Origin of the sequence: Dyadobacter sp. OTU695 (genome assembly GCF_038440355.1) — a bacterium.
In the GTDB taxonomy this organism is placed as follows: domain Bacteria; phylum Bacteroidota; class Bacteroidia; order Cytophagales; family Spirosomataceae; genus Dyadobacter.
Genome location: NZ_JASATN010000001.1, coordinates 202,432 through 227,973 on the forward strand (window position 1 = coordinate 202,432; position 25,542 = coordinate 227,973).

Below are 25,542 nucleotides of genomic sequence, written 5' to 3' on the forward strand. Positions count from 1 at the left end.
GAAAGCCTATTTGTTTTTGGAATGGGTTTTAAATCAGGTGTTTCCAGATGACATCGTATACATCTACCGCTTCCAGTTTGGACTTTTCAGTGGCCTCGTCTGTGACGATGATCGGGTAGTATTCTTTCGGAATGTTAATGCCGCCGTGCGAGCCTTTGACCAATGTAGCGTCCAGAGGAATTACGTCCATTAAATACCTGAATCCAAGCAATTTGCGGGCCAGTTTATACCCGGCGCGGAGTTTGATGAACGGATTTTTGGGATCCATAAACATCTCGACGGGATCGTAACCCGGCTTGCGGTGAATGTCCACCAGGTGCGCGTAGTCCGGTGCTTTGGCATCGTCGAGCCAGTAGTAGTAGGTAAACCAGCTGTCGGGTTTGGCAACAACCACAATGTCACCCGAGCGTGCGTGATCGATGTGGTATTCCTTTTGGGCTTCCTGATCAAGAACGAGATCGATGCCCTGTGTTTTTTTCAAAACCTGCATTACCCGCTCTTTTACGGAAAGATCATTCAGGTAAATATGGGCGATCTGGTGATCAGAAACGGCGAATGCTTTGGAAATGCCGGCATCCAGCAGCTCATACCAGCGCTCTACACGGACGGAAATAAGGCCTTCATTGCGAAGAATGCGGTTAATATGGATCGGATTGTTTACCGGATTAATGCCGTATTCGGAAAGCAGAATGATCTTCGCGTTTCTGGCTTCGTAGAATTGGATCAGATCTTTAACAACTTCATCGATCTCATTCAACTCCTTACTGATTTTGGAGAAATCCGGACCGAATTTTTGCAAACAATAATCCAGGTGCGGCAGGTAAATGAGTGTCAGCGTAGGGTTATGCTTTTTCTCGACCGACATAGAAGCGTCGGCGATCCAGCGGGTGGATTTGATATTTGCATTAGGCCCCCAAAAGTTGAAAAGCGGGAACTGACCGAGTTCGGCTTGCAGCTCATCTCGCAACTCGGGCGGGTAGGAGTAGCAGTCGGGTGCTTTCACGCCATCGGCGTGGTATTGCGGGCGCGGTGTTACCGACCAATCGGCGGTGGAGTACATATTATACCACCAGAACATTTTCGAAACGGTGAAATTCGGGTCGACTTTCCGGGCATTATCCCAGATTTTATCGCCCTGCACGAGCTTGTTCGACTGTTTCCAGAACTTCACCTCAGAATCCTCGCGATCGTACCAGCCATTGCCGACAATACCATTCTCGGCAGGCCATTTGCCTGTTACATAAGTGCTTTGCGAAGTGGTTGTAACAGCCGGAAGTACCGGTTTAATGGGCGTAAGGTGGCGCTTTTTAACATAAGCATCCAGAAACGGCGTATGTTCGCCGATCAGGTTGGCGCTCAACCCTACGATATCTATAATTACGGTTTTATTCATAATTCAGTACTTTCTTCACCCATTCCAGCTCACGAACGATGGACTCGCCGATGGGCTTCTGCATATCTTCCGGCAGCACGCCCCATGTGTAGGTTTCCACTTCGAGGTAAGCGGAGAATGGATTCTCTTTCTGCAATGCAAGCGTCTGAACAATATCTCCCTGGGTGGAATCCAGCACGCCGTACGTGTTAACAAAAAGCGGTACGTGGAAATGCACGCGCCATTCTTCATGGGTTTCATCCCAGTCGTTCAGTGCTTCTTTTAAATCGGGATAATGCGTGAAATGGCCGTCATTGTGGTGGGCTACTACCTGGTGCAGGTAAACAGGCTCGTCGAATGTCTCGATGGCCTTGCGTTTAATCTCCCGCTCGCTGGTGTAATTCACTTTCAAAGCCGAACTCACCTGAATGCGGCCAACTTGAATGCCGAACTCATTCAGAGAATCGAGAATATCTTCCGGTTTTTCAAAGCCTACTGCCGCATGACAAATATCATAGCACAATTGAATGTGTCTCAAAATAAGCGCCTGCGCCTCGTCTCCGTCGATCCCGTGTTTTTCCACTAAATAAATAGTGCCTTTCGGGAGCAGGAGATTCGTATACCAGGTTACGAAGTCCTCCGTGTTATCGAGAATGCCGTCCGGTTCAGGTTCAATGTCCAAATGCAGGAACTTGCCCGTTTCCTTTTCAATGAAAATCAGCTCGTCGAGTAGTTCGAGAATGTGATCGGTGGCTTTTTCGGTTGCTTCAAGCTTTTCCGTTTCGGTTTTCCACCAAAGACGGTAGGAGAGCGGCGGGGTCGAAACGCCGCCGTGCATATCTGCCGGCAATAATGCGGCGAGAATGTTGAAAAGTCGTTTGGTATAGGCCAGGCGATCGACGGTCGTCCAGTCGGGCGTATGTACGTCGTCCTTTACGCGGGTGTTGTGAAAGCCGCCATAGGGGAAGCCGTTAATCACAAAAACATACACATCCTGTTCGGTAAGCCAGTTTTTGAACTCTTCCAGCACTTCCGGCTTGCTCAGCTCGATCGACGCCTCATTGGCAACGCGCAGGCCAAGGCCAAATGGCTTGCCGGGCGCCAGTTGCTGCCGGATGTAGGGAATGCTTTCGCGCAGCGAGCGGAAATGGTCTTCCCATTTTTCGCCGGGATGGATATTGCTGCAATAGGTAAGGTGTCCGTAAGGCGTGATCATGCAGGGATAATTTTTGAACTTTCGAGGTAATCCACCGACAATGCGATAATGTCGGCATCCAGTTCATGCACTTCTACTCCTTTGCCAATCTTTTCCAGCAGCATGATCGTCAGCCTGCCGCCCAAGTGCTCGCGGAATTCCTGCAAGCCGTTGCGGAGGTTGATTTTATCGTTTTCAGCCAGTTTGGAATGGTATAGTTCAAAACCAACTTTGGTTAACACATCCAGAATGCGGTTCAGATCACTTTCAGCCAGCATGCCTATTTTATGGGCATACACACAATCCAATGCTATGCCAATGGCTACCGCTTCACCGTGACGAACTTGAAAACCGGTCAGAAATTCCAGCTTATGTGCAGCCCAGTGACCGAAATCCAAAGGACGCGACGAGCCGAATTCGAACGGATCGCCACCAGCAATGTGGTCGGTGTGCATTTCGGCGCAGCGGTGGATCAGGTAGGCCATGGCCTCTTCATCGCGGTTGGCAAGCGCTGTGGCATGCTCTTCGATCCATTCGAAGAATGCGGCATCTTTGATCAATGCAACCTTCACCGCTTCTGCGATTCCGCCGCGCCAGTCGCGGTCGTCGAGCGTGCGCAGGAACGTGAGGTCGTTGAAAACGGCCACCGGCGGCGCAAATGTGCCGAGGAAGTTCTTTTTACCGTGAAAATTAATGCTGTTTTTTACGCCGACACCCGAGTCGTTTTGCGCGAGTACAGTGGTCGGAATGCGGATCAGCTTGATGCCCCGGTGCGAAACCGCTGCGGCATAGCCTACGAGGTCGAGCACGGCACCGCCGCCGATCCCAATGACAAATGAATGGCGGTCGATACCAAACACATCGACGGCTTCCACAAGCTTATCGAACTGTGCCGGATCATTTTTGCAGGCTTCTCCGCCCGGTACCACGATAATCTCGGGTGCGAGCTGGATATGCGTCACATTTTGTGCAAAATAGGCACGGATCTGATTTTTCAGCTCCGGCTGCGTCTGCTCAAACCCCTCGTCCACGATCACAAGTGCTTTGCGTTGAAAGCCTTGTTCGGTATATGCTTGAAAAAAATCTTTCAGTAACGGGTTCTTAGCGTCAAAAAGGTGCTGGGTGAAGAATACGGCATAATTGTATTCCACCTGGAAACGTTGTTTTATGGTTTGCATTGAATTCTGCATTACACTAGCAAAGTGGGTATTTGTAAATAAAACGTTTGAAAACACGATCCGTTCAAACGCGGCTCAAAATCATTGATATAAAGACTAAAATTAGCAGGTTTTCCCCGTCCTGCCATCCTGCATTTTAATTTAAAGCCCTTCCTCCCTTCTCCTTCTTCCCTTCTCCCTTCCTAAGTCACCGCAAATGCTTTCGCCAAATACATCGAAAGCGGCAGCAAAGCCAGCACGGCCAAAGCGATAGGAAGCAAGCCAAAAGCTGCGCACCAGGAGGCATTCATTACGATAAGTGAAATAACCCCGGCTTTCACCGCCTTACCGATCAAAGGGCCAATCGGATTTTGCACTGCATTCCAGAGCGGCCGGAAAATGAACCACGCATGCAGCAATACAAATGGAATAGTAAAGAGAAGATTTCCCTTGCCCTGCGCAATCGTGAGCTGCGCCGCCAGCACGGCCAGGTAAAGGAAAGCGGCAATATACAAGGTACGTTTCTTGCCCCCATGCACCTCGTCCTGGCTGATCAGCGTGATCGCACCGATGTACATGATGGGGAAAATGGCGATAAAAGCCCATTGCTGAAACGATTCGGGCAGTACGCTCATACCGAGGATCAGGTTGCCGCCCCGGCACATGCCCATCACCAGCGGACCGAAGAACACGTGATGTTTGGCAAAACGGTTGTACAAAATGGTGAGCATCGCCACCACTATGGCGATCATTCCACTTTGTAAACTGAATGCGCCCGCGGCGATAATACCAAGTAGCAATAGCGAAATGCCCATTGTTGCTGCCGAAGCAAGCGGTACCTTTCCGCTTGGGATGGGCCGTTCAGGCCGTTCGATGGCATCGAGTCTCGCATCGAAAACGTCGTTCATGACCACCCCACCACCATAGAGGCCGAGCGTGGAAAGGACGAGCAATGCGGGCGAAAAATCCGAGAAGGTAAACTGCGCGATCGCCATACCGGCCAGGATGTCGGCAATGGCGGTTACCAGGTTAGCCGGGCGAGTCAGTTGCAAATAGGGTTTAAGGCTGCTCACTTTAATTAATCACTAAAGAGTCTTTCACCGGAGCGGGCTGCTGGCCACCTCTCAGAATACTGTTACCATGGAATTTTGCGGATTGATCCACCGCATAGCCCGATTCGAAATCGCTCACGTCGATCTGCCCGCTCTTGCCGAACGCGTCGATCGCATTCTGGTAGGTTACCAGGCGGATCGTTTCGTCGGAAATACCGCGCATCTTCATCAGCGCAGCCGTTTTCGGGATCGCTAATGGATCGGAAATGCCCCAGTCGGCAGCGGAGTTAATCATAATGCGCTCGGGACCGTATTGTTCCACCACTTTCACCATCCGCTCATTACCCATTTTGGTAAAAGGGTAAATGGTAAATGCCGCCCAGAAACCCTGGTCGAGTACGCTTTTCACTGTTTCTTCATTGTTATGGTCGACGATCACCCACGACGGGTCGATGCCGTGCTCCAATGCAATGGCCATGCTGCGCTCGGTACCCTTTTTCTTGTCGCGGTGCGGTGTGTGGATTTGTACAGGCAGTTTCGCTTCTTTGGCTAATTCAAGTTGAAGGCGGTAGTATTTTTCTTCGGCGGGCGTCTGGTCGTCGAAACCGATCTCGCCTACGCCTACCACGCCTTCCTTATAGATGTACAATGGCAGGATCTCCATCACCTGCTCCGCCAGCGGCTCGTTGTTGGCTTCGCGGGAGTTGAGGCCCATGGTGCAGTAGTGTTTTATCCCAAATTGCGAGGAGCGGAATCTTTCCCATCCTACCAGACTGCTATAATAATCTTTAAATGTCGACAATCCCGTCCGCGGCTGACCCACCCAGAATGCAGGCTCGATAAGCGCCACGATGCCAGCCTGGTTCATAGCCTGGTAGTCGTCGGTGGTGCGGGAAACCATGTGGATATGCGGATCGAAAAACCGCATTCCCTTGATCAAGTCTTTGTAGTCGTTCCAGGCAATGTCGCGGTGTGCGGGGGCCTGGTTGGCTTCTTCGCTGTCTTCGAAATGCGAAGGGTTCGGGGTTATTTCTGTGTGATTAGCGCACATATTGTCAATGTTCGAGGTCGGCCCAGGTTAATGCGCCGGATTTTACTGATTTTTCGAGATCTGTGTACTTGGCGAGCAGGTAGTTAGCTGCCGGAAGCGATGCTTCGCCACAGGCCAGTGCCGCCGCCTGGCGGTCTTCTTCTTTTTCCGAATCAAACAAATGCTGTATATCGTTCAGAAGGGTCGGGTTCAGATACTTGCCGGTGAGTCTCCATACCTGCGCAGGTACGCTACGTCCGGCCGCCCAGCGCTCGTGCGCGAAGTCCGACAGCGTCACCGCCAGTCTCTCATTCGAGCGGTTTTCAAGCCCTTCTATCAAATGAACGGGTTTGTCGTTGAATATCGTTTTGAGGACCAGTTGGTTCCATGCCAACTCGGAGAAATACTTCTCCGGGTAAGGGTTATGCAATGCAATCGCATCAAATACAAAACCCATATTCGACCGTACTGCATCCGTAGCTCGGAAAAGCCATTGATCGGGATAGGAGAGCAACGGCAATGCCGAATAGAGTGCCACCAGTTCGTTCATTTCTGCCGTATCGAACAGTGTTTCAATGTTTTTGACATATTCCTCTTTTACCGAAGGGTCCAGTTGCGTGAGCAGCCACACGCGGCTAAGCCTCACGAGCGACCAACCCTCGACGGAAAAACCAGGTATTTCGAGGTTAAGCGCGGCCTTTTCAGCTTCGGTGGTATTGATGATTTTTTTAGACAGAAACCTGGGCGCCGCCACGAAGGCGGTCATCAGCTCGATAGGGGTGGAAGATACTTTCTGCTGCAACCATTCGGCCTCGCTGGCCGAGGCCCGGGAAGCGATGATCTCCCAAATTTTTTGTTTAATAATGTCGGACATAACTGTTGTCTGTGATCCTGTTCACCGGCTCGGGCCGTGTAAATCTTGGAGGATGCCGGGTTATTGTTATAATGCCTGTTTGCCTCTATAAAGTTTCCCTCCGGCTATTTATAACGTAGCAAAGGCATTTTTGGCTCAATTTGCGGGATGATTGATATCAGTTTTAATGGAAAACTAATATCATTTGTAACTGATGGTTAAAAATCAAATTCGAGAATATCGGGGTCGTTGAGGAGGTGGTGGGTTAGCTTTTCGTGCTTTCTTTCGGATCCCTGCAATGTCCAGCTCCCGGTAATGTGGGTGCCGATACGGCTCTGCTCGCCTCGCAGGATTTTCAGGTCGTACTCCTTGAATAGGTTCTCATAGGTTTTCAAGGTTTTTTTCTGATAAACACACATCAGCCGGTAATTACGGATCTGGCTTTTCCGGCGGATGAATTTCTGGACCGGCGATAAGATCACGAGCGTCATGCCCGAAATCAAAAAACACATGATCGTCACCTCATAAAACCCGGCCCCGATGCCCATTCCCAAGGCTGCCGTCACCCACACGATCGCCGCAGTGGTAATACCGACGACCCGGTTGTTTTCCCGGAAAATGATCCCTGCGCCGATAAAACCGATCCCCGTCACGATATTAGCCGCGATCCGCCCGGCATCGGAACTGATCTTGATCGACAGGATCGTAAACAGCGTAGAGCCCATCGCGATCAGTATCAGCGTTCGCAGTCCTGCCGATTTGCTTCGGTATTCACGTTCCGCGCCGATGATGCCACCGAGGGTGAAGGAGATCAATAGTTTGTAAATGTCTTCGGGTAGCAGGTCCATTCAATGTAATTTGTATTCATAAATAAAGCCGGAGAGGTGATGAATCTCCCGGCTTTGTATTTTGGCAAATATTAACGTCTGGCTATGCAGCAGTCCGCGTTTCGACCCAATCGATGATGCGTTCGGCTTCCTGCATTCCCAGTTTCGCCAGATCTGCACTTCCCGCACCGTCGTAAGCCATATCCAAATGCAGGACCTGGTAAGCGGTTAGGAAGGAATGGAGCACTTTTTTATCATGAGGGGAAAGGTTCTGTTTGTACCAGTCAACGTCCTTCCTGCCTTTTCCCTTTTTGCCAAAATACTTGTCCAATGCAAAGAGTACACCGGTGTAAGCAGTATGCCCGGCCATTTTTACGTATTTGGAATCCTGATAATAGCCGTCTTCCTTCCTGGCTTTATCACGCAGGATTTCCTTCGCATTGTCGAGATAACGTTTTGCTTCACGGACAGAATCTTGCATCGAGAGTTCTTGTTTTGCCATTTTAAGTGTATGTGATTAAGTGAGATGATAAAATTACGAAACAGATCGCAGACCTACGCATTCATCCACTCCTCAATCGCCTCCGCTTCCAAAGGAATATCCGCCATCAAATCCACATTTCCATTCTCCGTGATCAAAATATCGTTCTCCAGACGAATTCCCAGCCCTTCCTCGCGAATGTAAATCCCCGGCTCGCAGGTGAAAACCATGCCAGCTTCGAAGCGGCGGTATTTGTTGCCGACGTCGTGAATATCGAGGCCTAGGAAATGGGACGTCCCGTGCGGGAAGTACTTTTTGTAGGCAGGCAGCTCCGGGTCCTGTTTGGCTATGTCTTCTTTCGTGATTAGCCCGAGGCCAATGAGCTCGCTTTCCATAATGCGGCCGATTTCCTGGTGGTATTCGTCCCAGATATTACCCGGTACAAGTAACCCTTTGGCAGCTTTGAAAACGCGCAAAACTGCATCGTACACATCGCGCTGGCGCTTGGTGAAGCGGCCGTTTACGGGAATGCTGCGGGTGAGGTCGGCGCCGTAGTTGGCGTATTCAGCGGCTACGTCGAGGAGCAGTAGGTCCCCGTCTTTGCAAATCTGGTCGTTCTGTATATAATGCAGCACGCACGCATTGGCACCGGAAGCGATAATGGGTTGGTAGGAAAAGCCTTTCGAGCGGTTACGGACGAATTCGTGCAGGAGTTCGGCTTCGATCTCGAATTCATGAACACCGGGTTTGACAAACTTCAGAACCCGCTCAAAACCTTGCTTGGTAATATCACAGGCTTTTTGAAGCAAGGCAATTTCCTCGGGCTGTTTCACCGCGCGTAGCTGGTGCATCAGCGGAGCGAGGCGCATCAGGTCATGCAGCGGATACCGTGTTTTGAAGTCCGCTATGAACCTGGCATCGCGCGACTGCACGTACGAGTCGTTGCGGGTGTGCTCGTTGGTATTCAGGTACACATGCTCGGCTTCGAAAACGATATTCCCAAATACGGCTTCATATTGGTGCGTCCAGTAAATATTTTGAATGCCAGTGGCAGCGCGGGCTTGTTCCTTGGTCAGTTTTTCGCCTTCCCAAACGGCGATGGTTTCATTGGTCTCACGCAGGAAAAGGACTTCGCGGAACTTTGGGTCGGGGTGTTCCGGGAAAATGAGCAGGATGGTTTCCTCCTGGTCGACGCCGGTGAGATAGAACAGATCGCTGTTTTGCTTGAAACCCATTGTGCCGTCCGCATTGGTAGGCATAATGTCGTTGGCATTCAGAATTGCCAGGGATTTTGGTTTAAGCAAAGTCGTTAAACGGCGTCTGTTTTCGATAAATAGTTTTTGGTCGATGGGCGAATATCGCATGTCTGTATTTTTTCAGATCAGGTAATTTAATTTGTAAAATTACGTTTATCTTGTTCAAAAATTCTAAACTTCTGCCAGCACACAGAATAGCATAGCGTGGCGTAAATGCAGTTTTGGAAGTAATATTATACCAAATTGATTAAGAATACCTAACTAATACCGTTGATGAGAAGATTGCTTTTGCTTGCATTTGTATTTGTGCCGTTGGTGTTGTCAGCAAGCCCGAAATATTGGATTTATCTGAAAAATAAGGATCTGAATGCAAGCCCGGCGGTGTCGGCATTGACGCTGGAAAACCGGCAGAAGCTGGGCCTGATACTGTCGGATGAAACCGATTTGCCGGTTAAGAAAGAATATGAAGCGGCATTAAAAGGGCAATCGGTTAATATTATCAATCGCTCGAAATGGCTTAATGCAGTTTCGGCCAATCTCACGAGCGAGCAGGCTATGAAGGTAAGGGAGCTCGATTTCGTGGCGGATGTGGTGATGATCGATCCCGGCTTTTATATTGCCAGGACGCAGCCGATCGAAAAAGCACAAATGGCGCCGGTAATGTCGCAGGTTCAGGCAAATGCGTTTTTAAAAGAAAACATCACGGCAAAGGATGTTACCATCGGTGTTATCGATGCCGGTTTCTACGGAGCCGATTCTTCTCTCTCGCTTTCTCAGGTATTTTCTAACAAAAGGATATTAGGCGTTCGCGACTATGTGAAGCCTGGCCGCCCCGGCGATCTGCTTTTCAGTACGGCCGAGTCGTTTTCCGATATGCATGGTACCGAGGTCCTCGCGGCGATTGCAGGGATCGATTACCAGGACCAGGTGCAATATGGTATGGCCACGAATGCAAAGTTCTACCTCGCCCGCACCGACTATTCCATGCGCGAATACCGGGGCGAAGAGGATAACTGGATCGCGGCGATGGAATGGATGGATAGCCTCGGAGTGCGCCTGATCAACACTTCGTTAGGTTATGCCAAAGGCTTTTCGGATCCGAGAGAGAACTATCAGCCCTCACAAATGGACGGTAAAACCAGCGCTATCAGCAAAGCAGCGCAAATCGCTTCCGATAAAAAAGGCATTATGATCATCGTTTCCGCGGGAAATGAAGGTGATGATAAAAGCTGGGGTATTGTTTCTGCTCCCGCCGACGCGAAAGGTGTACTTTCGGTAGGCGCCACGAATGGCAAGCTCTGGAACCGTATTGGTTACAGCAGCGTCGGGCCGGAGTTTTTGTCGTATGTAAAACCGAATGTTTCCTGTTTTTCGCTGTATGGCACGTCGCTTTCGGCCCCGGTGATTACCGGTTTTGCAGCCTGTTTATTGCAGGCCAATCCGCAGCTTTCGAACAAGGAATTGATCTCGCTGATCGAGAAGTCGTCGCATCTGTATCCCTACGGCAACAATTATATAGGCTACGGTGTGCCGCAGGCGTCTCGTGCACTCGCACTCGCAAAAGCGCCCTATTTACCTAATAATTCCAAACTGGTTACCGCCAAGGGGCGTACCTGTGAAGTAGAAGTGACCAGCCAGGATTCTATGGTGGCCGTTTACCGGAAGAAAAACGAAAAGGACGTCATCGCTCAACAAGTGGCGAAGGTGCAAAATGGCAAGGTCTCGCTCAAACGCCAGAATAACGAAAAATTCACTACCATCGACCTCAGGGATTATGTGGTGGAAGTGCAATGGAACTGATCCTCTTCATACAGGGAGCCCCCGCATTAGGGTGACCTTCGGAGCCTTGCTTCTTCGAGATCCAGCTCATGTTCCTTGGTTTTGATCAATTCGTTGGAACAAGTTCTTTCTTGCCGCAGTTTCAGAATTTCTTCTCTTTTTACCTCGATGATTTCGAGCAGCATCTTGCGGTATTTCCGTACGTAGCTGACCGACGTGTCGTCGTCTGAATGCAGGAGTTTGTAATCCGCCATTTCGATGATCTTTTCGTAGCGTTCTTTCAAAAGCCTGAACGGTTCGAAATCCTGTATTTCTCCGTCGTAGTTGGATTTCATATAGTCGAGGCTCACTGTCGCCAACCGTGAGTTCATCAGGGCATTCTCTTTTTCGAGGTTATCGTCATTGTCTTCGATTTTAAGCCATTTTATCAAATAGGGCAAGCTAAGTCCCTGGAATACCAGTGTGAACAGGATCACTACAAAGGTGATAAACAGAAACAAATCGCGGTGCGGAAACGCCTTTCCATTCACGAGCAATGGTATTGCCAACGCCGAAGCGAGCGACACCACCCCGCGCATTCCGCTCCACGCGACGATAAAAACGGGCTGCCAGCCTGGTCTCGCCTCTTTCTCGCGAATGGATTTGAAAAGTATACGCGGAATATAAGTACTGGGAAAAACCCAGATAATGCGGATCAGGATTGTCACGATGCTGATAATGACGGCATAGGTGACTACTTCGGTTAGGGTATATTCGTTCAGCCCTTCGATGACTTCGGGCAATTGTAACCCGATCAGAATGAATACAATGCCGTTCAGAAGAAATACCACCGTTTGCCACACATAATTGGTTTGCATCCGGGATTGATAGGTAAACAGCTCATGCGCCCGGAAGCTCAGGAAGAGCCCGCCGCTTACCACCGCCAGCACGCCCGAATAATGGAAATGCTCGGCCGTGATATACATTAAATAGGGGGAAATGAATGTTAGCGCTGTGTCGATACTCGGCGTCGTCGGAAAGAAACGATGCACGACGTACAGTACATGCGCGATGGCCAGGCCGATTATAATACCCATTGCTGCCACCATGAGGAAGTCGGCGCCTGCCTTCCAGAGTACGAAATTACCCGTTTCGATCGTTGCCAATGCTACCCGGAATACGATCAGTGAGGAAGCGTCGTTAACAAGGCTCTCTCCTTCGAGGATCGTCACAACGCGTTTAGGAACTTTTAATCCATGCAAAACTGACGTGGCCGCCACAGCATCAGGAGGGGAAATAATACCCCCGAGTAAAAAGCCCATGGCCAACGTGAAGCCGGGAATGAGTGCGTGTGTAATGTATGCCACGGCGGTTGCCGTAAATACGACCAACCCGATGGACAAAAGGCCGATGGCCCGCCTGGAGGCCCAGAAATCCTTCCATGAAGTATTCCAGGCAGCTTCATAAAGTAGTGGCGGAAGAAAGATGAGAAAAACCCAGTCGGGTTCGAGTTGTATGTGCGGCATCCCAGGCACGACGCCGATCAGCAGCCCTGCGATAACCAGAAAGATGGGATAGGAAATACCAATTTTTTCGCTCAGCATGGTGAGCATTGAAACGACAAAAAGAAGCGATATAATGAGCAGTAAATTCTCAAGGACCATATTCAGGAAATAGCAGTTAGAAGATATAAAACTACATAAATTGTAAAATCAACATGTAATAACTTTTGTGTGTGGTCGAGCACGCAAATGGAAATTTTGGTTTATATTAGCAGGAAATATTGCGGTTTTGCATTAACTTTAATGCCTTCAAGATCCTGGATCACTGGCATTATCAACAGGAAATTCAACAAAAACAGTCATTCCATCACCTAATCCTTAATTGACAATGAGTACTTCTCGGAGAGATGTTCTGAAAATGGCGGGAGTTGCATTGGCAGGTAGTACATTACCAACCTTTGCAATTCTGAACCCCAATCGCGCTTTTGCAGGTGTAAACGCCGATACCCTCAAAGTAGGTTTGATCGGTTGCGGCGGACGCGGCTCCGGTGCGGCTAACCAGGCTTTGAAAGCTGATCCAAACGTGGTTCTGTGGGCTATGGGCGACATTTTCAAGGACAAAATGGATGCGTCGCTCGAAAACCTTACCAAAGTGCACGGTCCGAAAGTGAAAGTGGATGAAGGACGCAAGTTCATTGGGTTCGATGCTTTCAAAAAAGTATTGGATTCAGGTGTGGATGTGGTTTTGCTTGCTACGCCTCCTCACTTCCGTCCTGAACACCTTACTGCCGCTATCAATGCAGGCAAGCACGTTTTCTGCGAAAAACCTGTGGCCGTAGATGCCCCCGGTGTCCGCAAGGTACTGGACGCAGCGAAATTGGCAAAACAAAAGAATGTATCCCTGATGTCGGGCTTCTGCTGGCGCTACCACGAGCCGAAACGCGCAAGCTTTGCACGCATCCTCGATGGCGCGGTGGGCGATATCACGGCAATTTATAACACCTACGATACCGGCACTTTGTGGTCTTTCCCGCGTGTATCGGGCTGGACAGACGCTGAATATGTACTCCGCAACTGGACGTATTATACCTGGCTTGCCGGTGACCACATTGTGGAGCAGGCTGTTCACAGCATCGACATGATGGCCTGGGCCATGGGTGGCAAACTACCGGTTTCCGTTGTGGGAACAGGCGGCCGTCAGGTTCGCACCGACTCGCTGTTTGGTAATATCTTCGACCACTTCTCGGTCGTTTACGATTATGACAATGGCGTAAAAGGTTTCCATCACTCGCGCCAGCAAGCCAACTGTGAAAACAGTTACCTCGTACAAACACTCGGTACAAAAGGAAGCGCGATGGTGAACTGTGCACGTAACGTACACGAAATTACCGGCGCCAATCCGTGGAAATATGAAGGTGCTCAAAACGATATGTACCAGACAGAGCACAACGAACTGTTTGCGTCTATCCGTAGCGGTAAGCTGATCAACGATGGCGAATTCATGGCGCACAGCACATTGACGGCCATTATGGGTAGAATGGCTGCCTACACCGGCAAGCGCATTACCTGGGATGAAGCATTGAACTCTACTGAGAAGCTGGGCCCTGATTCTTACAGCTTTGATATGAAACCACCGGTTGTTGAGGTGGCGAAACCAGGTATCACAGCATTCTCCTGATCCCCATATGCAAAGAAGAGAATTTATTAGAAACACCGCCATGGCAGCATCTGCCGTGGCGGTGGGTTCTTCGGTGCTGCCCGGCGCCGAAGCAGCGCCGGCCGTCGCCGCATCGACGGCCGCCGCACGCCCGATGGTGAAAAAGAGTTTGATGTGGGGGATGATAAAGGAAGATTTATCAGTAATGGATAAGTTCAAATTACTGAAAGATCTGGGGTATGATGGTGTTGAGCTCGATTCTCCCGACAAACTGGATATGAAAGAGGTCCTTGCGGCCAGGGATAAGACTGGTTTGTTGATTCCGGGTACGGTAAATTCAATGCACTGGAAGCTGCCATTGTCTGACCCTGATCCCAAGAAGCGGGAAGAATGCGTTAAATCAATTGAAAAGGCACTGTGGGATACGAAGGAGTATGGTGGCAGCACGGTACTTGTAGTGCCGGGAGTAGTGAATGCTACTGTAACTTATGGTGAAGCATATGAACGTTCTCAGGCTGAGATCCGTAAGCTACTTCCCATAGCCGAAAAAACAGGTGTTAAAATAGCTATCGAAAACGTCTGGAACCAGTTTTTGCTGAGTCCGCTGGAAGCAGCAAAATTTGTGGATGACTTTAAGCATCCGATGGTTGGCTGGTACCTGGATGTCGGAAATGTATTGCGTTACAGCTGGCCGGTCTCCTGGATTGAGGCACTGAACAAACGTATTTTGAAGCTTCATTTGAAAGAATTCAGCATCAAAAAGCAGAATGATCTGGGCCTCTGGAAAGGCTTTGACGTAGAACTGATGGAAGGGGACTGCAACTGGCCGGAAGTGAACAAAGCATTGCAGAAGGTCGGCTACTCGGGCTGGGCTTCGGCAGAAGTTTCCGGCGGCGACCGCAAGCGTTTATTGACCATCCGTGAGAAGATGGATCTGGTATTTAATGCGTAATTACAGTTGTTACAAATAAGAAGGAAGCCCGGTTGTCCGGGCTTTTTTTGTGCCCGGTTTGTAGTATAGAAATATTGGTGAAAATGTTCAAATTGCGACCAGATCAACACACTATATACTATGTATTACGAATTTATCTCTTCCCTGGGAGAAGCTCTGCCTGTCGAAGATCAAACCCGGATACTGTTTCAGCAAAGGCTCAAAATAATAAAAGTCCCGAAAGGCCGCGTCCTGCTTTCGGATGGGGAGGTTTGCGATAAATTGTGGTTTCTGCAATCGGGGCTGGTGCGGGGGTACCACCTTGCACCGGACGGCCAGAACAACTTCCGTGACGTAACGGATTGGTTTGCAGGTGAGCACGACTTCTTCCATGTAGCCGACAGTTTCGTGAAACAGGTGCCGTCACGCGAATGCATTGAAACACTGGAACCTTCCGTGCTTATTTACATTACCAGATGTGATCTCTACGAACTCTACGCAACCCACCCGCAGGCCTGCTGCATTGGCCGCATCATCGCGGAGCGACTAGTGCTTACTCATCAGGAATTGCTCCGGGATATGCGCACCCTCTCGGCTTCCGAAAAGCTGGAATCATTTCGCACACGGTCGCGTGACCTCTTCAACCGCGTACCGCAAAAGTACATCGCGTCCTATCTCGGCATCTCCGAAAACTACGTCAGCAAGCTCAAAGCGAGACCCTGAATTTCCTTCCTTTTTATAGGTCCGATCCTGTTTTATCCCAGAACGGGTGTGGTTTGTACTCGTTTTATTTGTACAAAAAATATAAATAATATGAGAAAGGCTATTCAATCACTTGGATGCGGAGTTTGTGCTTTGGTTTGGGCCGTCGGAATGGCGAGAGGACAACCGCTCGATGCCGTTGTAAAGACGAGGGAGTACATTGATCAGGATGTAAAACGGCACCGTTGGGAGCTAACTGTGAATGCGGGTAATTTGTTTAAGTTGGGTTACTCAGGTACCTACCAATATTTCTATCTGATCAAGTGGAACTCGAAGAGCGTGAAGGATAACCGCGGACACGCATGGAGAATTTCGCTAAGCCCGCAATTAGGTAGCGCTGAAATATTGCCCACCGGTGACACTTTGTCCCAGGGCTCTCGCGTGGTTAACGACTACAATTTCAAACCTCTTTTTGCAATTGGACATGAATGGCAACAAATTCATGGTAGGACAATGCTATTTGGGGGAATTGACTTCGCCGGAGTGCTTAATTGGAGCAAGGGAACCGCTTATGACGCTCCTTCGCCTCGGGAAGGTGGAGTTTCGGGGACGTCGGTTGTTCACTACCGCAAGCACATCATTTGGTTTGCACCATTCTTGGGAGCCAAAATTTACTTGAATCACCGGATTTCAGTGTCGGCCGAAAGCCACGTGCAGTTCGGCCGGGGGATTGACAGCTACCGGTCTTCATTCGACAATGAATTTATTGCCAGAAGCAAATTTACCTGGAAGCTTATTGAGCCAGCGCCATGCTATTTTATTGGTCTTAGTTATAATCTTTAAAACACACCTTAGTATGAAAGCAATTCAATTAATTGTCCTCCATTTTATTTTTATTTCGTTGTCTGTAACCGCTCAAGCGGCCGTTGATCCGATAGTTTATATACAGGGCAGTCGCGCAAGTTCGATATTTGATGGAATCGATTTTTATGGCTTGGAGCCAAGCGGTGGTACTTATTACAATGAATATGTATACTATCCTACGGTAGTATTTGATCTTCAAAACAGCAGCGTACCACAAAATGCGGCAGTAAGTTATGAATGGACTGTGGTAGGAGGTACTGCCATCAGTGCAAAAACAGTATCTTATTTTAGTGCCAAATGGAATAACTCCGCGAATTACAGCAGTGGAATTCCAACAAAGACAATCCGATTGAAGGTTACTTATACATGGACACCACAAGGAGGCAGCAAGCAAACCAAGGTCATCAACAGCGTCCGAGCTAACGGAGCGAACGAAGCCCAGCCCATCGAAGTGAAATATATTAGTGACCCTTCCACGATCACTTTTAATGGTTCGACACTCAGTAACAACAACACTCTTTCCTATGCTTGTGGCGCGGCACAGAAAACTATCTCAATTCCCGCAGTTGCAACAGATCCGGGCGCGCCCGTAACTTACTATTTCTTTTATCCGAATGGTTGGACAGGGCCGGCAAGCTCAAATGTGCCGTCAGTTACTGTCAATACGCATGTCAACCAAGGAGGTACGATCAAGGTGGAAGCAAAGCGGAACGATAGTAACAATTTTAGAACTAAAATTTCCATCACGATAACCAGGCCCCTGCCGACAAAGCCGGTCATTAATTCACCGGATATATTGTTATGCAGCCCTCAGACTATAACTGCCAGTGCCAGCAATGCTACAAGCTATAATTGGACTTCAACCGGAGGAATCACGGCAAACTCGCCTGGAAACACCAATTCCGCGCAAATTACCGGTGTTTCCGATGGAACAGTGATGGTCTCCGCGACTTCCTCGGTTTGTGCGATGACCACTGCAAGTAGCACCCCCATCAACGTCAAAAGAAGCGCCCCATTGCCCGCTTCACTACTCGTCACTGCCAATGGCGGCGGTTCGCCCGACTTCATGTGCAATGGCGCAGGAGTAATGCTGAACGCCTACACCGCGGAGCCCGGAACACAGTTCGGGATATGGACGTCCAGCGACCCTGGGAACACAATCCTCAATTCAAATGGCGGCACGGCGTATTTCAATTCCTATGTCAACAACTGTTACGGTATTGATATTACCGTAAGCAACTGCTTCGGCTCGGTGCAAAAGGGCATTACGATTTGTGTCGACAATTGTGCGAAGGGAACACCGATATACAAGGTATTCCCTAATCCGGCAAAAGATCAGGTTAAAATAAAGTTTGACGATGCAAACACGACAGAGCAACTGCCGCAAGTCATCAAACTGTTTAGCGAGGCCAGCGCAAAGGCGGTTAGGGGACTTCTGGCAACCGAGGAATATGCAACAGCCGCTTTTGAACAAGATAGGACCATCACAATGTCGGTCGGCGATTTACCGAGAGGAACCTACTATTTAATGCTCGTCAGCCGCGACGGCTCTTCGGAAAAGGTAAGGCTCGTTTTAGAATAACCCATTACCTGGAAACGCCCTCGAACTCTCCGTTCCTTACTTACTCACCCGATACCGCGCCCTTCCATAATACTTCAAAGTCGAAATCTTCAACTGCTTTTCCTTCAAAGCAATCAGTTTATATTCCTTAAATTCCCCCTGCTTATCCAGGAAACCCACAATGCAGGATTGTTTTTCAGGTCCTTTGCGGATTTCTACCTTGGGCATAATGCCGAAATTCGGGATCGTGAGTGTGTCCTCCGCTTCCTGCACCATGTATTCGATCTTCATCAGGAATTTGAACGTCTGTTTCGTTTCGTAAATATCCACCGCCAGTCGCCAGTCGTTCAGTGGGTCCTTTACCTTTTCGCTGTAACTCGCAACGGGGCTGTTTTCCACATTTTCGCGGGTAAGCGGGATGGTGTCGTTGATGGCCTTCGTTGGTTCGCCGTCGTTTGCAGATGCGGTTTCATCGCTGTTTTTAGGTTTTTTGCAGCACAATAAGGCCAAAAGGAGTAAAAAGCTGTAATGCTTCATAGAAAATCGTTGAGGTTTGTTGATAGGTCTACCTGTTTGCAATATACTTTTGTTATTTGCATTAAAAGAAATATTTTACTCAAAGCATTATAAACAAATCATTACTATTTCCGCCTTTTGCACCCCTTAATCTGATATGGCTTTAAATTATATTTTCGTTGCCTTTTTCGTCATCGCCTTCGCGATTGCGTTACTGCAATTTGTCTTTACAGGTGATGTTCAAACTTTTAAAGCCATTACGGAAGGGATGCTCAAAATGGCCGAAACGGCCGTCATGGATATCGCATTGCCGTTGACGGGAGTGATGACATTCTTTCTGGGTATTTTGAATGTGGGTGAAAAAGCAGGGATAATCCACGTAATCGCCCGTTTCATAGGGCCTTTTTTTAACAAACTTTTTCCCGAAGTACCGAAAGATCATCCCGCCAATGGACAGATGATCATGAACTTTTCCGCGAATTTCCTGGGCCTCGATAATGCGGCCACGCCATTTGGTTTGAAGGCCATGCAAAGCCTGCAAGAGCTGAACCCCAGCAAGGATACGGCGTCTAATGCGCAGATCATGTTCCTCGTGCTGCATACTTCCGGGTTGCAGATCATCCCGCTCTCCATCATTGCCCAGCGTGCGATCCTGGGTGCGGAAAGCCCGTCCGACGTGTTCATTCCCTGCGTAGTAGGAACGTATGTGACCACCGTGGTGAGTATGATCATCACGGCGACCTGGCAAAAGATCAATCTTTTCAATCGGACGGTGATGCTCGGCCTCGGCAGCGTGACGACGATGATCGCATTGATTTTGTGGTACTTGTCTAACCTGCCGAAGGAGCAGATCGAAACAATTTCGATCCTGGCCGGTAACTCGGTGCTGCTCTTTGTTGTAGCGGGTTTTCTCGGGTGGGGGATGTTTAAAAAAGTCAATGTTTTCGAAGCATTTATAGAAGGAGCTAAGGGTGGGTTTACAACCTCGGTCACGATCATTCCTTATCTGGTAGGACTCCTGGTAGCCATCAGCGCATTCCGCAGCTGCGGGGCGATGGATTACCTGATCGACGGTTTGAAATGGGCTTTCGCAGCCACGGGTTTGAATACCGACTTTACCGATGCATTGCCCGTCGCGCTCATGAAGCCGCTCAGCGGTAGTGGAGCACGTGCGCTGATGATCGATGCCATGAAGCAATTCGGACCCGATTCTTTCGTCGGAAGACTTGTATGTATTTTCCAGGGATCGGCGGATACTACATTATATATCGTCGCCCTTTACTTTGGATCCGTCGGAATCAAGAATACCAGATATGCCATCGTAGCGGGTCTGATCGCCGATTTAATAGGCGTCATAGCAGGAATTTGGCTCGGTTACCTGTTTTTCCACTGATCCGGGAAGTACCTGCGGTAAATCGCCCTTTACCACGGAAATGCAACCGTCCGTACCAAATGGATGGTCGCATTTTGCCGTAAGCACTAATATTGATCATCTAACTCTAAACCGCTTATGTTTCATTCTTTACGCTATTCCGCACTGGTTTTGGCATTGTTTTGTGGAATGACAGTCCCGGAAACCGTCCAGGCGCAGCAAAATGTGAGTCAGCCGGCCAATACCTATTCGCTGGAAGATTGCATCCGGATCGCGCTGGAAACCAATCCGCAGGTCAAGCAATCTGAAATTACGGTGCAGACCAATGGCAACACCTTCGAGCAGTCGAAATGGCAGCGGTGGCCCAGTATCAGTTTCAGCGCGAGCCAGGGCTTCCGTTCGGGTCGTAACATCGATCCGTTTACCAACCAGTTCGTCCAGCAGAATGTCAGCTCGAACAATTACCAGCTCGGCGGCCAGGTGACACTTTTCAGCGGCTTTCAAATCAGCAATAACATCAAATTCAATAATGCCAACTACCAGGCCAGCGCCAAAGACCTGGAGGCGACCCGTAACGACATTATGCTGAATGTGGCATTGTCCTACTTGCAGGTGGTTACCAACGAGGAACTGATTATGGTGGCACAACGGCAGGTGGACGCGTCTCTCTTGCAGGTCGAACGCACGGCCAAACTCGTGGAAGCGGGTACACTTGCGGAAAGTAATCTCCTCGACCTGAAATCGCAGCTGGCGAATGACGAACTTTCGCTCGTAAACGCCCAGAATAATCTTGAAACTGCCAAGCTTAATTTAAAACAATATATGAATATGCCTGGCAGCGAGGTGATCAACGTCGTGAAAATCCCCGTGAAGGATCCGACCATGCAGGCATATGATGCTACCATTCAGGAGATTTTTGAAACTGCATTAAACAATCTGCCACAAATGAAGGCGGCCAATATGCGGATCGAAGCTTCCAAAATCAATGTCGACCTCGCGAAAGGTGCGGGAATGCCCACATTGACTTTAAACGGCGGTATTTATACGGCCTATTCCAGCGCGGCACCCAAGCAGCGGTTTGTTGGCGACGGGACGGGCAATACAACCGTTATCCTCCCCTCCGAAACCGACTTTGTGGTGATAGACAATAAGCAGGTGCCGATCATGCAGCGGGTGACCGCGCCGAATGGTTCCGTTCAGAATTTCCGCTATTTCAACCAGCTCGACTTCAACCGTAACTCGGCAATCAACCTGAATTTGTCGATCCCGATCTTTAACAATTTCAGAACGAAATACAATGTGGCTAATGCGAAATTGCAGCAAAAGACCTATGAATACCAGGCCCAGCAAGTGCAACTGACGATCCGCAAAAATGTGGAACAGGCCTATATCGATATGTCTAATGCTGCCAAACGCTATTCGGCGACTGCCAACCAGGTGAGGGCGTTGCAGGAAACATTCCGCGTTGCGCAGGTGCGATTCGATGTAGGGGCTATCAACTCGGTTGAATACAATATTGCCAAAGCGAATCTCGATCGGGCAAATGGTAACCTGGTACAAACCAAGTACGACTATGTTTTCAGGACGAAAATCCTTGACTTTTATATGAACCGCCCGCTCTCCGATTTCTAGAATTCCCGTACTATCAGCAACCTATTTTAAAAAACGTAATCAGAAAAATATGGCACGTAAATCTTCGAAACAGATCTGGTGGATAACAGGAGGTGTCGTGGTGCTACTTATCGGCGGGTTATTCGGGGCCAAGCAGGCAGGCTACATCGGTAAACCCAAAACGACGGAAGTAGAGTACGCGGTCGTCAAAAAATCGGATATCATTGAACGGGTGAGTGCGTCGGGAAAAGTGCAGCCGGAAGTGGAGGTGAAGCTCAGTCCGGACGTTTCAGGTGAGATCATCGCATTAAATGTGGCCGAGGGTGACTCGGTGGTAAAAGGGCAACTACTTTTGAAAATACGCCCCGATAACTATGAATCACTCATGGCCCGGGCGCAGGCGGCAGTCAATTCGAGCAAAGCCAATTATGAGCAAACCAAAGCGATGGTAGCCCAAGCGGAAGCGCGGCTCGTGCAGGCAAAGGCCAATTATGACCGTAACAAGAAACTCTATTCCGACAAGGTGATATCGGCAGCCGATTTCGAGCAGTTCGCATCCAGCTTCGGCGTAGCCCAGCAGGATGTCGAATCATCCAAAGCGAATGTAGCAGCAGCTCTTTTCAATATCAAGAGTGCCGAGGCAAGCTTACGGGACGCCGTAGAAAACCTTCGGAAAACCAGCATTTTTGCTCCGGTAAGCGGTATTGTTTCGCTTCTGAATGTGGAAGCGGGTGAGCGCGTGGTTGGTACCTCGCAAATGGCGGGAACGGAAATGATGCGCATCGCGAACCTGGCTGATATGGAGGTCCGTGTGAATGTCAACGAAAATGATATCGTGCGGGTGTCGATCGGCGACACGGCGGAGATTGATGTCGATGCTTACAGCTCCTCAGGTCGCAAGTTTAAAGGAGTTGTAAAAGAGATCGCGAATACGGCGGCAGGCCTTGCGTCGCTTTCATCGTCGACTTCATCCGCAGCAAGCACGTCGGCAGATGCCGTGACGGAATTTCAGGTAAAAGTGAAAATCCTGAATGAATCGTTCAAGGATCTGATGACTGCGCGTTCGAAGAAATCCTATCCTTTCAAGCCAGGTATGACGGCATCGGTGGAAATCATCACAGAACGTAAAAATGGCGTCGTTTCGGTACCTATCGCAGCGGTTACCACACGTGGAGGGGCACCGCAAGTAATCCCTGGTTCGGGTGATGGCTCCAATAACAATGCCCCGGTAAGCGAGGAAGATGATAAGAAGCCGAAAAAGCAGGAAGTGATCAAGGAAGTGGTCTTTATCGACGTAAATGGTAAGGCGGAAATGAAGGAAGTGAAGACGGGTATCAGCGACTTTGAAAACATTGAAATCCTTTCAGGTCTGAAGCCGGGCGACAAGATTATCTCCGGGCCATATATCGCGGTGTCCAAAAACCTCAATAACGGTGACCTGGTTGAAAAAAAGAAAGAAGATCCGAAAAAAGATGGAAAAAAATCAAATGAAAACCCGAACTGATGCGTTGTAAAAAAGTAATAAGTTCGATTTAGTTTAGGTTAAAAAGGAAAATCCTTGCGGCTTTGCTGCAAGGATTTTTTATTTTCAGCTATTTTGGCCCCATATTTCAGCCAAATTCTGACATTCTCGCTTAATGAGTTTTTTAAATCATACCAAAATTGCCGTGATAGGCGGAGGCAGCTGGGCGACCGCGCTGATCAAGATCCTTTGTGAACAAAATCACGTGCAGATTCGCTGGTGGCTTAGGAATGAGAAGGACATCGACCATATCCGGAAGTTCAACCATAACCCGAGCTACCTCAGCGATGTGGTGCTCTCCCCGAAGAAAGTTAAGGTTTTTGAGAAAACCACTGATGCTGTCAAAGGAGCAGATTACATCATTCTTGCGGTACCGGCCGCATTCATTCAGGAATCCCTGCAACATTTGTCGGCGAAGCATTTGCAGGGCAAGCGCATCGTCTCGGCCATCAAAGGCATGGTACCCGGCCAGAATGCCCTCGTCACCGATTGGGCGGCAGAGGCTTTTGGCATCGAAATGAAAGACACCTGCGTGATCGCGGGCCCGTGCCATGCAGAGGAAGTTGCCTTGGAAAAACAATCCTACCTCACGATCGCTTCCACGGAATGCCCTGCGGCCGAGGATTTTGCGGAACTGATGACCTGCCGGTATGTTACCGCCAATGCGTTGGACGATCTTTACGGTGTTGAGTACGCCGCAGTGATGAAAAACATTGTCGCGCTTGCTTGCGGGATCACGCACGGACTGGGCTATGGCGATAATTTCCAGGCTGTTCTGGTGTCCAATGCCATGCAGGAAATAGGGAGCCTGGTGACGGCTCTCGACCCGCGCGAAAGAAACCTGAGCTCGTCCGCCTATCTTGGCGATCTGCTCGTAACAGCCTATTCGCAGTTCAGCCGTAACCGGTTGTTTGGCAATATGATCGGCCGCGGGTACAGCGTTAAGGCCGCCCAGCTCGAAATGAAGATGGTCGCGGAAGGTTATTACGCCACGAGGAGTATCCACGAGTTGAATAAGACTTATCACGTTAATTTGCCCATTACCCAGGCGGTTTACAGCATTCTTTACGAAGAGCAGGCTCCTGCTGCGGTCATGAACGAATTGAAGAAGTTGCTCAAATAATAGCCTCTTTTCGGTTCGTCAGGGTATTCTGCAAAACGTTCAACCTATCTTTTAATCTATGCTACAATACAAAATGCAATCTTTCCGGTCCGCTGCACGGTGGCCGGCAATCCGGCTGGCGGCTACTATGCTGATGGGTTCACTTGTGCTGACATCCTGCGGTTCGAAAAAAACAGAAACAGCTGAGGACAAGAAACTGGATTCGCTCGCGAACGAGAAGGAATTTGTGTTCGGCGATCAGCGTCCGTTTCCGCAATGTCACGCATCCACACTCGTACGGCTCGATGACGGTCAGTTTCTGATAGCATGGTTTGGCGGCACGGAAGAAAAGAACCCGGACGTAGGTATATGGCTCTCAAAAGGCAGGCCCGGCAAGTGGAGCGCGCCCGTAGAAGTGGCCAAAATTCGCGAGGATGCCCATTGGAACCCGGTTTTGCAAAAGACGTCCGATGGTAAAGTGATTTTGTATTTCAAAGTAGGGAAGGAGATTGCGCAGTGGGAAACGTGGGTGAAAACTTCTTCGGATAATGGTGAAACCTGGTCGGAGGCTTATGAGCTGGTGAAAGGCGACAAAGGCGGCCGTGGTCCGGTTAAAGACAAACTGATAGAGCTTTCGAACGGCGATTGGCTGGCTGGCGCTTCCAACGAGGTGAATCGCTGGGAGGTTTTTGTAGACCGCAGTACGGACAAAGGTAAAACCTGGACAGCTAGCCCCTATTTCAAAATCGATACGATGGAAATCAAAGGAAAAGGCGCTATCCAGCCTACCTTGTGGGAGTCTGAGCCAGGCAATGTGCATATGCTCGTGCGCACGACGGGCGGTGTGATCGGTCGGAGCGATTCGAAGGATTATGGTAAAACCTGGTCGACCATTAAAAAGACGTCGTTGCCTAATCCAAATAGCGGCATCGACCTGGCCAAACTTTCGGATGGCACGTTGGTGCTCGCTTACAATCCCGACGACCACAATTGGGGCTCCCGCTCACCACTTTCATTGATCCTTTCTTATGACGACGGCCAGAACTGGACCGATAAGATCGACATTGCGACGGGGAAAAAGGAAGATGAATATTCGTACCCCGCCGTGATCAGCTGGGGCGATTCCGTGGCGGTTACCTACACCTATAACCGCCGTAAGATCGCATTCTGGACAGGAAGCAAGAAGGATATTGTCGATCTGGCAGCCAAGAAAAAGTAGTA

Annotated in this window: 22 protein-coding genes; 11 read left to right on the plus strand and 11 right to left on the minus strand. The window is 49.4% G+C overall.

The genetic code is table 11. From position 1 onward, the window contains the following. Positions 1–28 precede the first annotated feature (28 nt). From AAHB90_RS00935 to AAHB90_RS00975, 9 genes are all read right to left on the minus strand, one after another. Positions 29–1,393 (minus strand): alkaline phosphatase family protein, encoded by a 1,365-nt coding sequence (locus AAHB90_RS00935; RefSeq protein WP_342083026.1) that lies wholly within the window; start codon positions 1,391–1,393, stop codon positions 29–31. Beyond that, the gene (gene eboE / locus AAHB90_RS00940) at positions 1,386–2,588 is read right to left on the minus strand and encodes a metabolite traffic protein EboE (protein WP_342083027.1); all 1,203 of its coding nucleotides are present in this window, start codon (positions 2,586–2,588) and stop codon (positions 1,386–1,388) included. The genes AAHB90_RS00935 and eboE overlap by 8 nt, the downstream gene beginning before the upstream one ends. Beyond that, positions 2,585–3,745, minus strand: a complete 1,161-nt coding sequence (locus AAHB90_RS00945) for a 3-dehydroquinate synthase (protein ID WP_342083028.1) — start codon at positions 3,743–3,745, stop codon at positions 2,585–2,587. The genes eboE and AAHB90_RS00945 overlap by 4 nt, the downstream gene beginning before the upstream one ends. A 182-nt stretch (positions 3,746–3,927) precedes the next feature. Beyond that, the gene (gene eboC, locus AAHB90_RS00950; protein ID WP_342083029.1) at positions 3,928–4,797 is read right to left on the minus strand and encodes a UbiA-like protein EboC; all 870 of its coding nucleotides are present in this window, start codon (positions 4,795–4,797) and stop codon (positions 3,928–3,930) included. 1 nt (position 4,798) lies between these two features. Continuing rightward, positions 4,799–5,827 carry a TatD family hydrolase gene (locus tag AAHB90_RS00955; protein ID WP_342083030.1) on the minus strand — a complete coding sequence of 343 codons (1,029 nt, stop codon included), beginning with the start codon at positions 5,825–5,827 and terminating at the stop codon, positions 4,799–4,801. Positions 5,828–5,831: 4 nt separating this feature from the next. Continuing rightward, positions 5,832–6,680, minus strand: coding sequence for an EboA domain-containing protein (locus AAHB90_RS00960; protein WP_342083031.1), 849 nt, complete (start codon positions 6,678–6,680; stop codon positions 5,832–5,834). A 197-nt stretch (positions 6,681–6,877) separates the two neighbouring features. After that, complete coding sequence (locus AAHB90_RS00965; RefSeq protein ID WP_342083032.1) at positions 6,878–7,507, minus strand: MgtC/SapB family protein; 630 nt, start codon at positions 7,505–7,507, stop codon at positions 6,878–6,880. An 82-nt stretch (positions 7,508–7,589) separates the two neighbouring features. Further along, positions 7,590–7,988, minus strand: a complete 399-nt coding sequence (locus AAHB90_RS00970; RefSeq protein ID WP_342083033.1) for a DUF5618 family protein — start codon at positions 7,986–7,988, stop codon at positions 7,590–7,592. A gap of 53 nt (positions 7,989–8,041) precedes the next feature. Further along, positions 8,042–9,331, minus strand: a complete 1,290-nt coding sequence (locus tag AAHB90_RS00975) for an aminopeptidase P family protein (protein WP_342083034.1) — start codon at positions 9,329–9,331, stop codon at positions 8,042–8,044. Between the two features lie 165 nt (positions 9,332–9,496). Here AAHB90_RS00975 and AAHB90_RS00980 point away from each other — a divergent pair, with 165 nt between their 5' ends. After that, positions 9,497–11,023: a S8 family serine peptidase gene (locus tag AAHB90_RS00980; RefSeq protein WP_342083035.1), complete on the plus strand. Its 1,527-nt coding sequence runs from the start codon at positions 9,497–9,499 to the stop codon at positions 11,021–11,023. 26 nt (positions 11,024–11,049) lie between these two features. Here AAHB90_RS00980 and AAHB90_RS00985 read toward each other — a convergent pair whose 3' ends face one another. Further along, complete coding sequence (locus AAHB90_RS00985) at positions 11,050–12,645, minus strand: Na+/H+ antiporter (RefSeq protein ID WP_342083036.1); 1,596 nt, start codon at positions 12,643–12,645, stop codon at positions 11,050–11,052. A 256-nt stretch (positions 12,646–12,901) separates the two neighbouring features. Between AAHB90_RS00985 and AAHB90_RS00990 the strand changes: the two genes are divergently transcribed. The 5 genes from AAHB90_RS00990 (at position 12,902) to AAHB90_RS01010 (ending at position 18,219) form a co-directional block, all read left to right on the plus strand. Next, positions 12,902–14,161: a Gfo/Idh/MocA family protein gene (locus AAHB90_RS00990; protein ID WP_446717876.1), complete on the plus strand. Its 1,260-nt coding sequence runs from the start codon at positions 12,902–12,904 to the stop codon at positions 14,159–14,161. 40 nt (positions 14,162–14,201) lie between these two features. Continuing rightward, complete coding sequence (locus tag AAHB90_RS00995; RefSeq protein ID WP_342083038.1) at positions 14,202–15,092, plus strand: sugar phosphate isomerase/epimerase family protein; 891 nt, start codon at positions 14,202–14,204, stop codon at positions 15,090–15,092. A 120-nt stretch (positions 15,093–15,212) separates the two neighbouring features. Beyond that, on the plus strand, positions 15,213–15,794 hold the full coding sequence (locus AAHB90_RS01000; RefSeq protein WP_342083039.1) for a Crp/Fnr family transcriptional regulator: 582 nt from the start codon (positions 15,213–15,215) through the stop codon (positions 15,792–15,794). Positions 15,795–15,884: 90 nt separating this feature from the next. Then, positions 15,885–16,616, plus strand: coding sequence for a hypothetical protein (locus AAHB90_RS01005; protein ID WP_342083040.1), 732 nt, complete (start codon positions 15,885–15,887; stop codon positions 16,614–16,616). A 13-nt stretch (positions 16,617–16,629) separates the two neighbouring features. Continuing rightward, a complete protein-coding gene (locus AAHB90_RS01010) occupies positions 16,630–18,219 on the plus strand; it encodes a hypothetical protein (RefSeq protein ID WP_342083041.1) in 1,590 nt (529 codons plus the stop codon). Between the two features lie 36 nt (positions 18,220–18,255). On the opposite strand, the gene AAHB90_RS01015 is transcribed toward AAHB90_RS01010, so the two are convergent. Then, positions 18,256–18,735, minus strand: a complete 480-nt coding sequence (locus AAHB90_RS01015) for a hypothetical protein (protein ID WP_342083042.1) — start codon at positions 18,733–18,735, stop codon at positions 18,256–18,258. Positions 18,736–18,871: 136 nt separating this feature from the next. Between AAHB90_RS01015 and AAHB90_RS01020 the strand changes: the two genes are divergently transcribed. The 5 genes from AAHB90_RS01020 (at position 18,872) to AAHB90_RS01040 (ending at position 25,540) form a co-directional block, all read left to right on the plus strand. Next, on the plus strand, positions 18,872–20,107 hold the full coding sequence (locus AAHB90_RS01020) for a nucleoside recognition domain-containing protein (protein ID WP_342083043.1): 1,236 nt from the start codon (positions 18,872–18,874) through the stop codon (positions 20,105–20,107). 117 nt (positions 20,108–20,224) lie between these two features. Then, positions 20,225–21,718 carry a TolC family protein gene (locus AAHB90_RS01025; RefSeq protein ID WP_342083044.1) on the plus strand — a complete coding sequence of 498 codons (1,494 nt, stop codon included), beginning with the start codon at positions 20,225–20,227 and terminating at the stop codon, positions 21,716–21,718. Between the two features lie 49 nt (positions 21,719–21,767). After that, on the plus strand, positions 21,768–23,201 hold the full coding sequence (locus AAHB90_RS01030) for an efflux RND transporter periplasmic adaptor subunit (protein ID WP_342083045.1): 1,434 nt from the start codon (positions 21,768–21,770) through the stop codon (positions 23,199–23,201). A 133-nt stretch (positions 23,202–23,334) separates the two neighbouring features. Beyond that, on the plus strand, positions 23,335–24,342 hold the full coding sequence (locus tag AAHB90_RS01035) for an NAD(P)H-dependent glycerol-3-phosphate dehydrogenase (protein ID WP_342083046.1): 1,008 nt from the start codon (positions 23,335–23,337) through the stop codon (positions 24,340–24,342). A gap of 58 nt (positions 24,343–24,400) precedes the next feature. Next, positions 24,401–25,540: a sialidase family protein gene (locus AAHB90_RS01040; protein ID WP_342083047.1), complete on the plus strand. Its 1,140-nt coding sequence runs from the start codon at positions 24,401–24,403 to the stop codon at positions 25,538–25,540. The last annotated feature ends 2 nt before the right edge of the window (positions 25,541–25,542 follow it).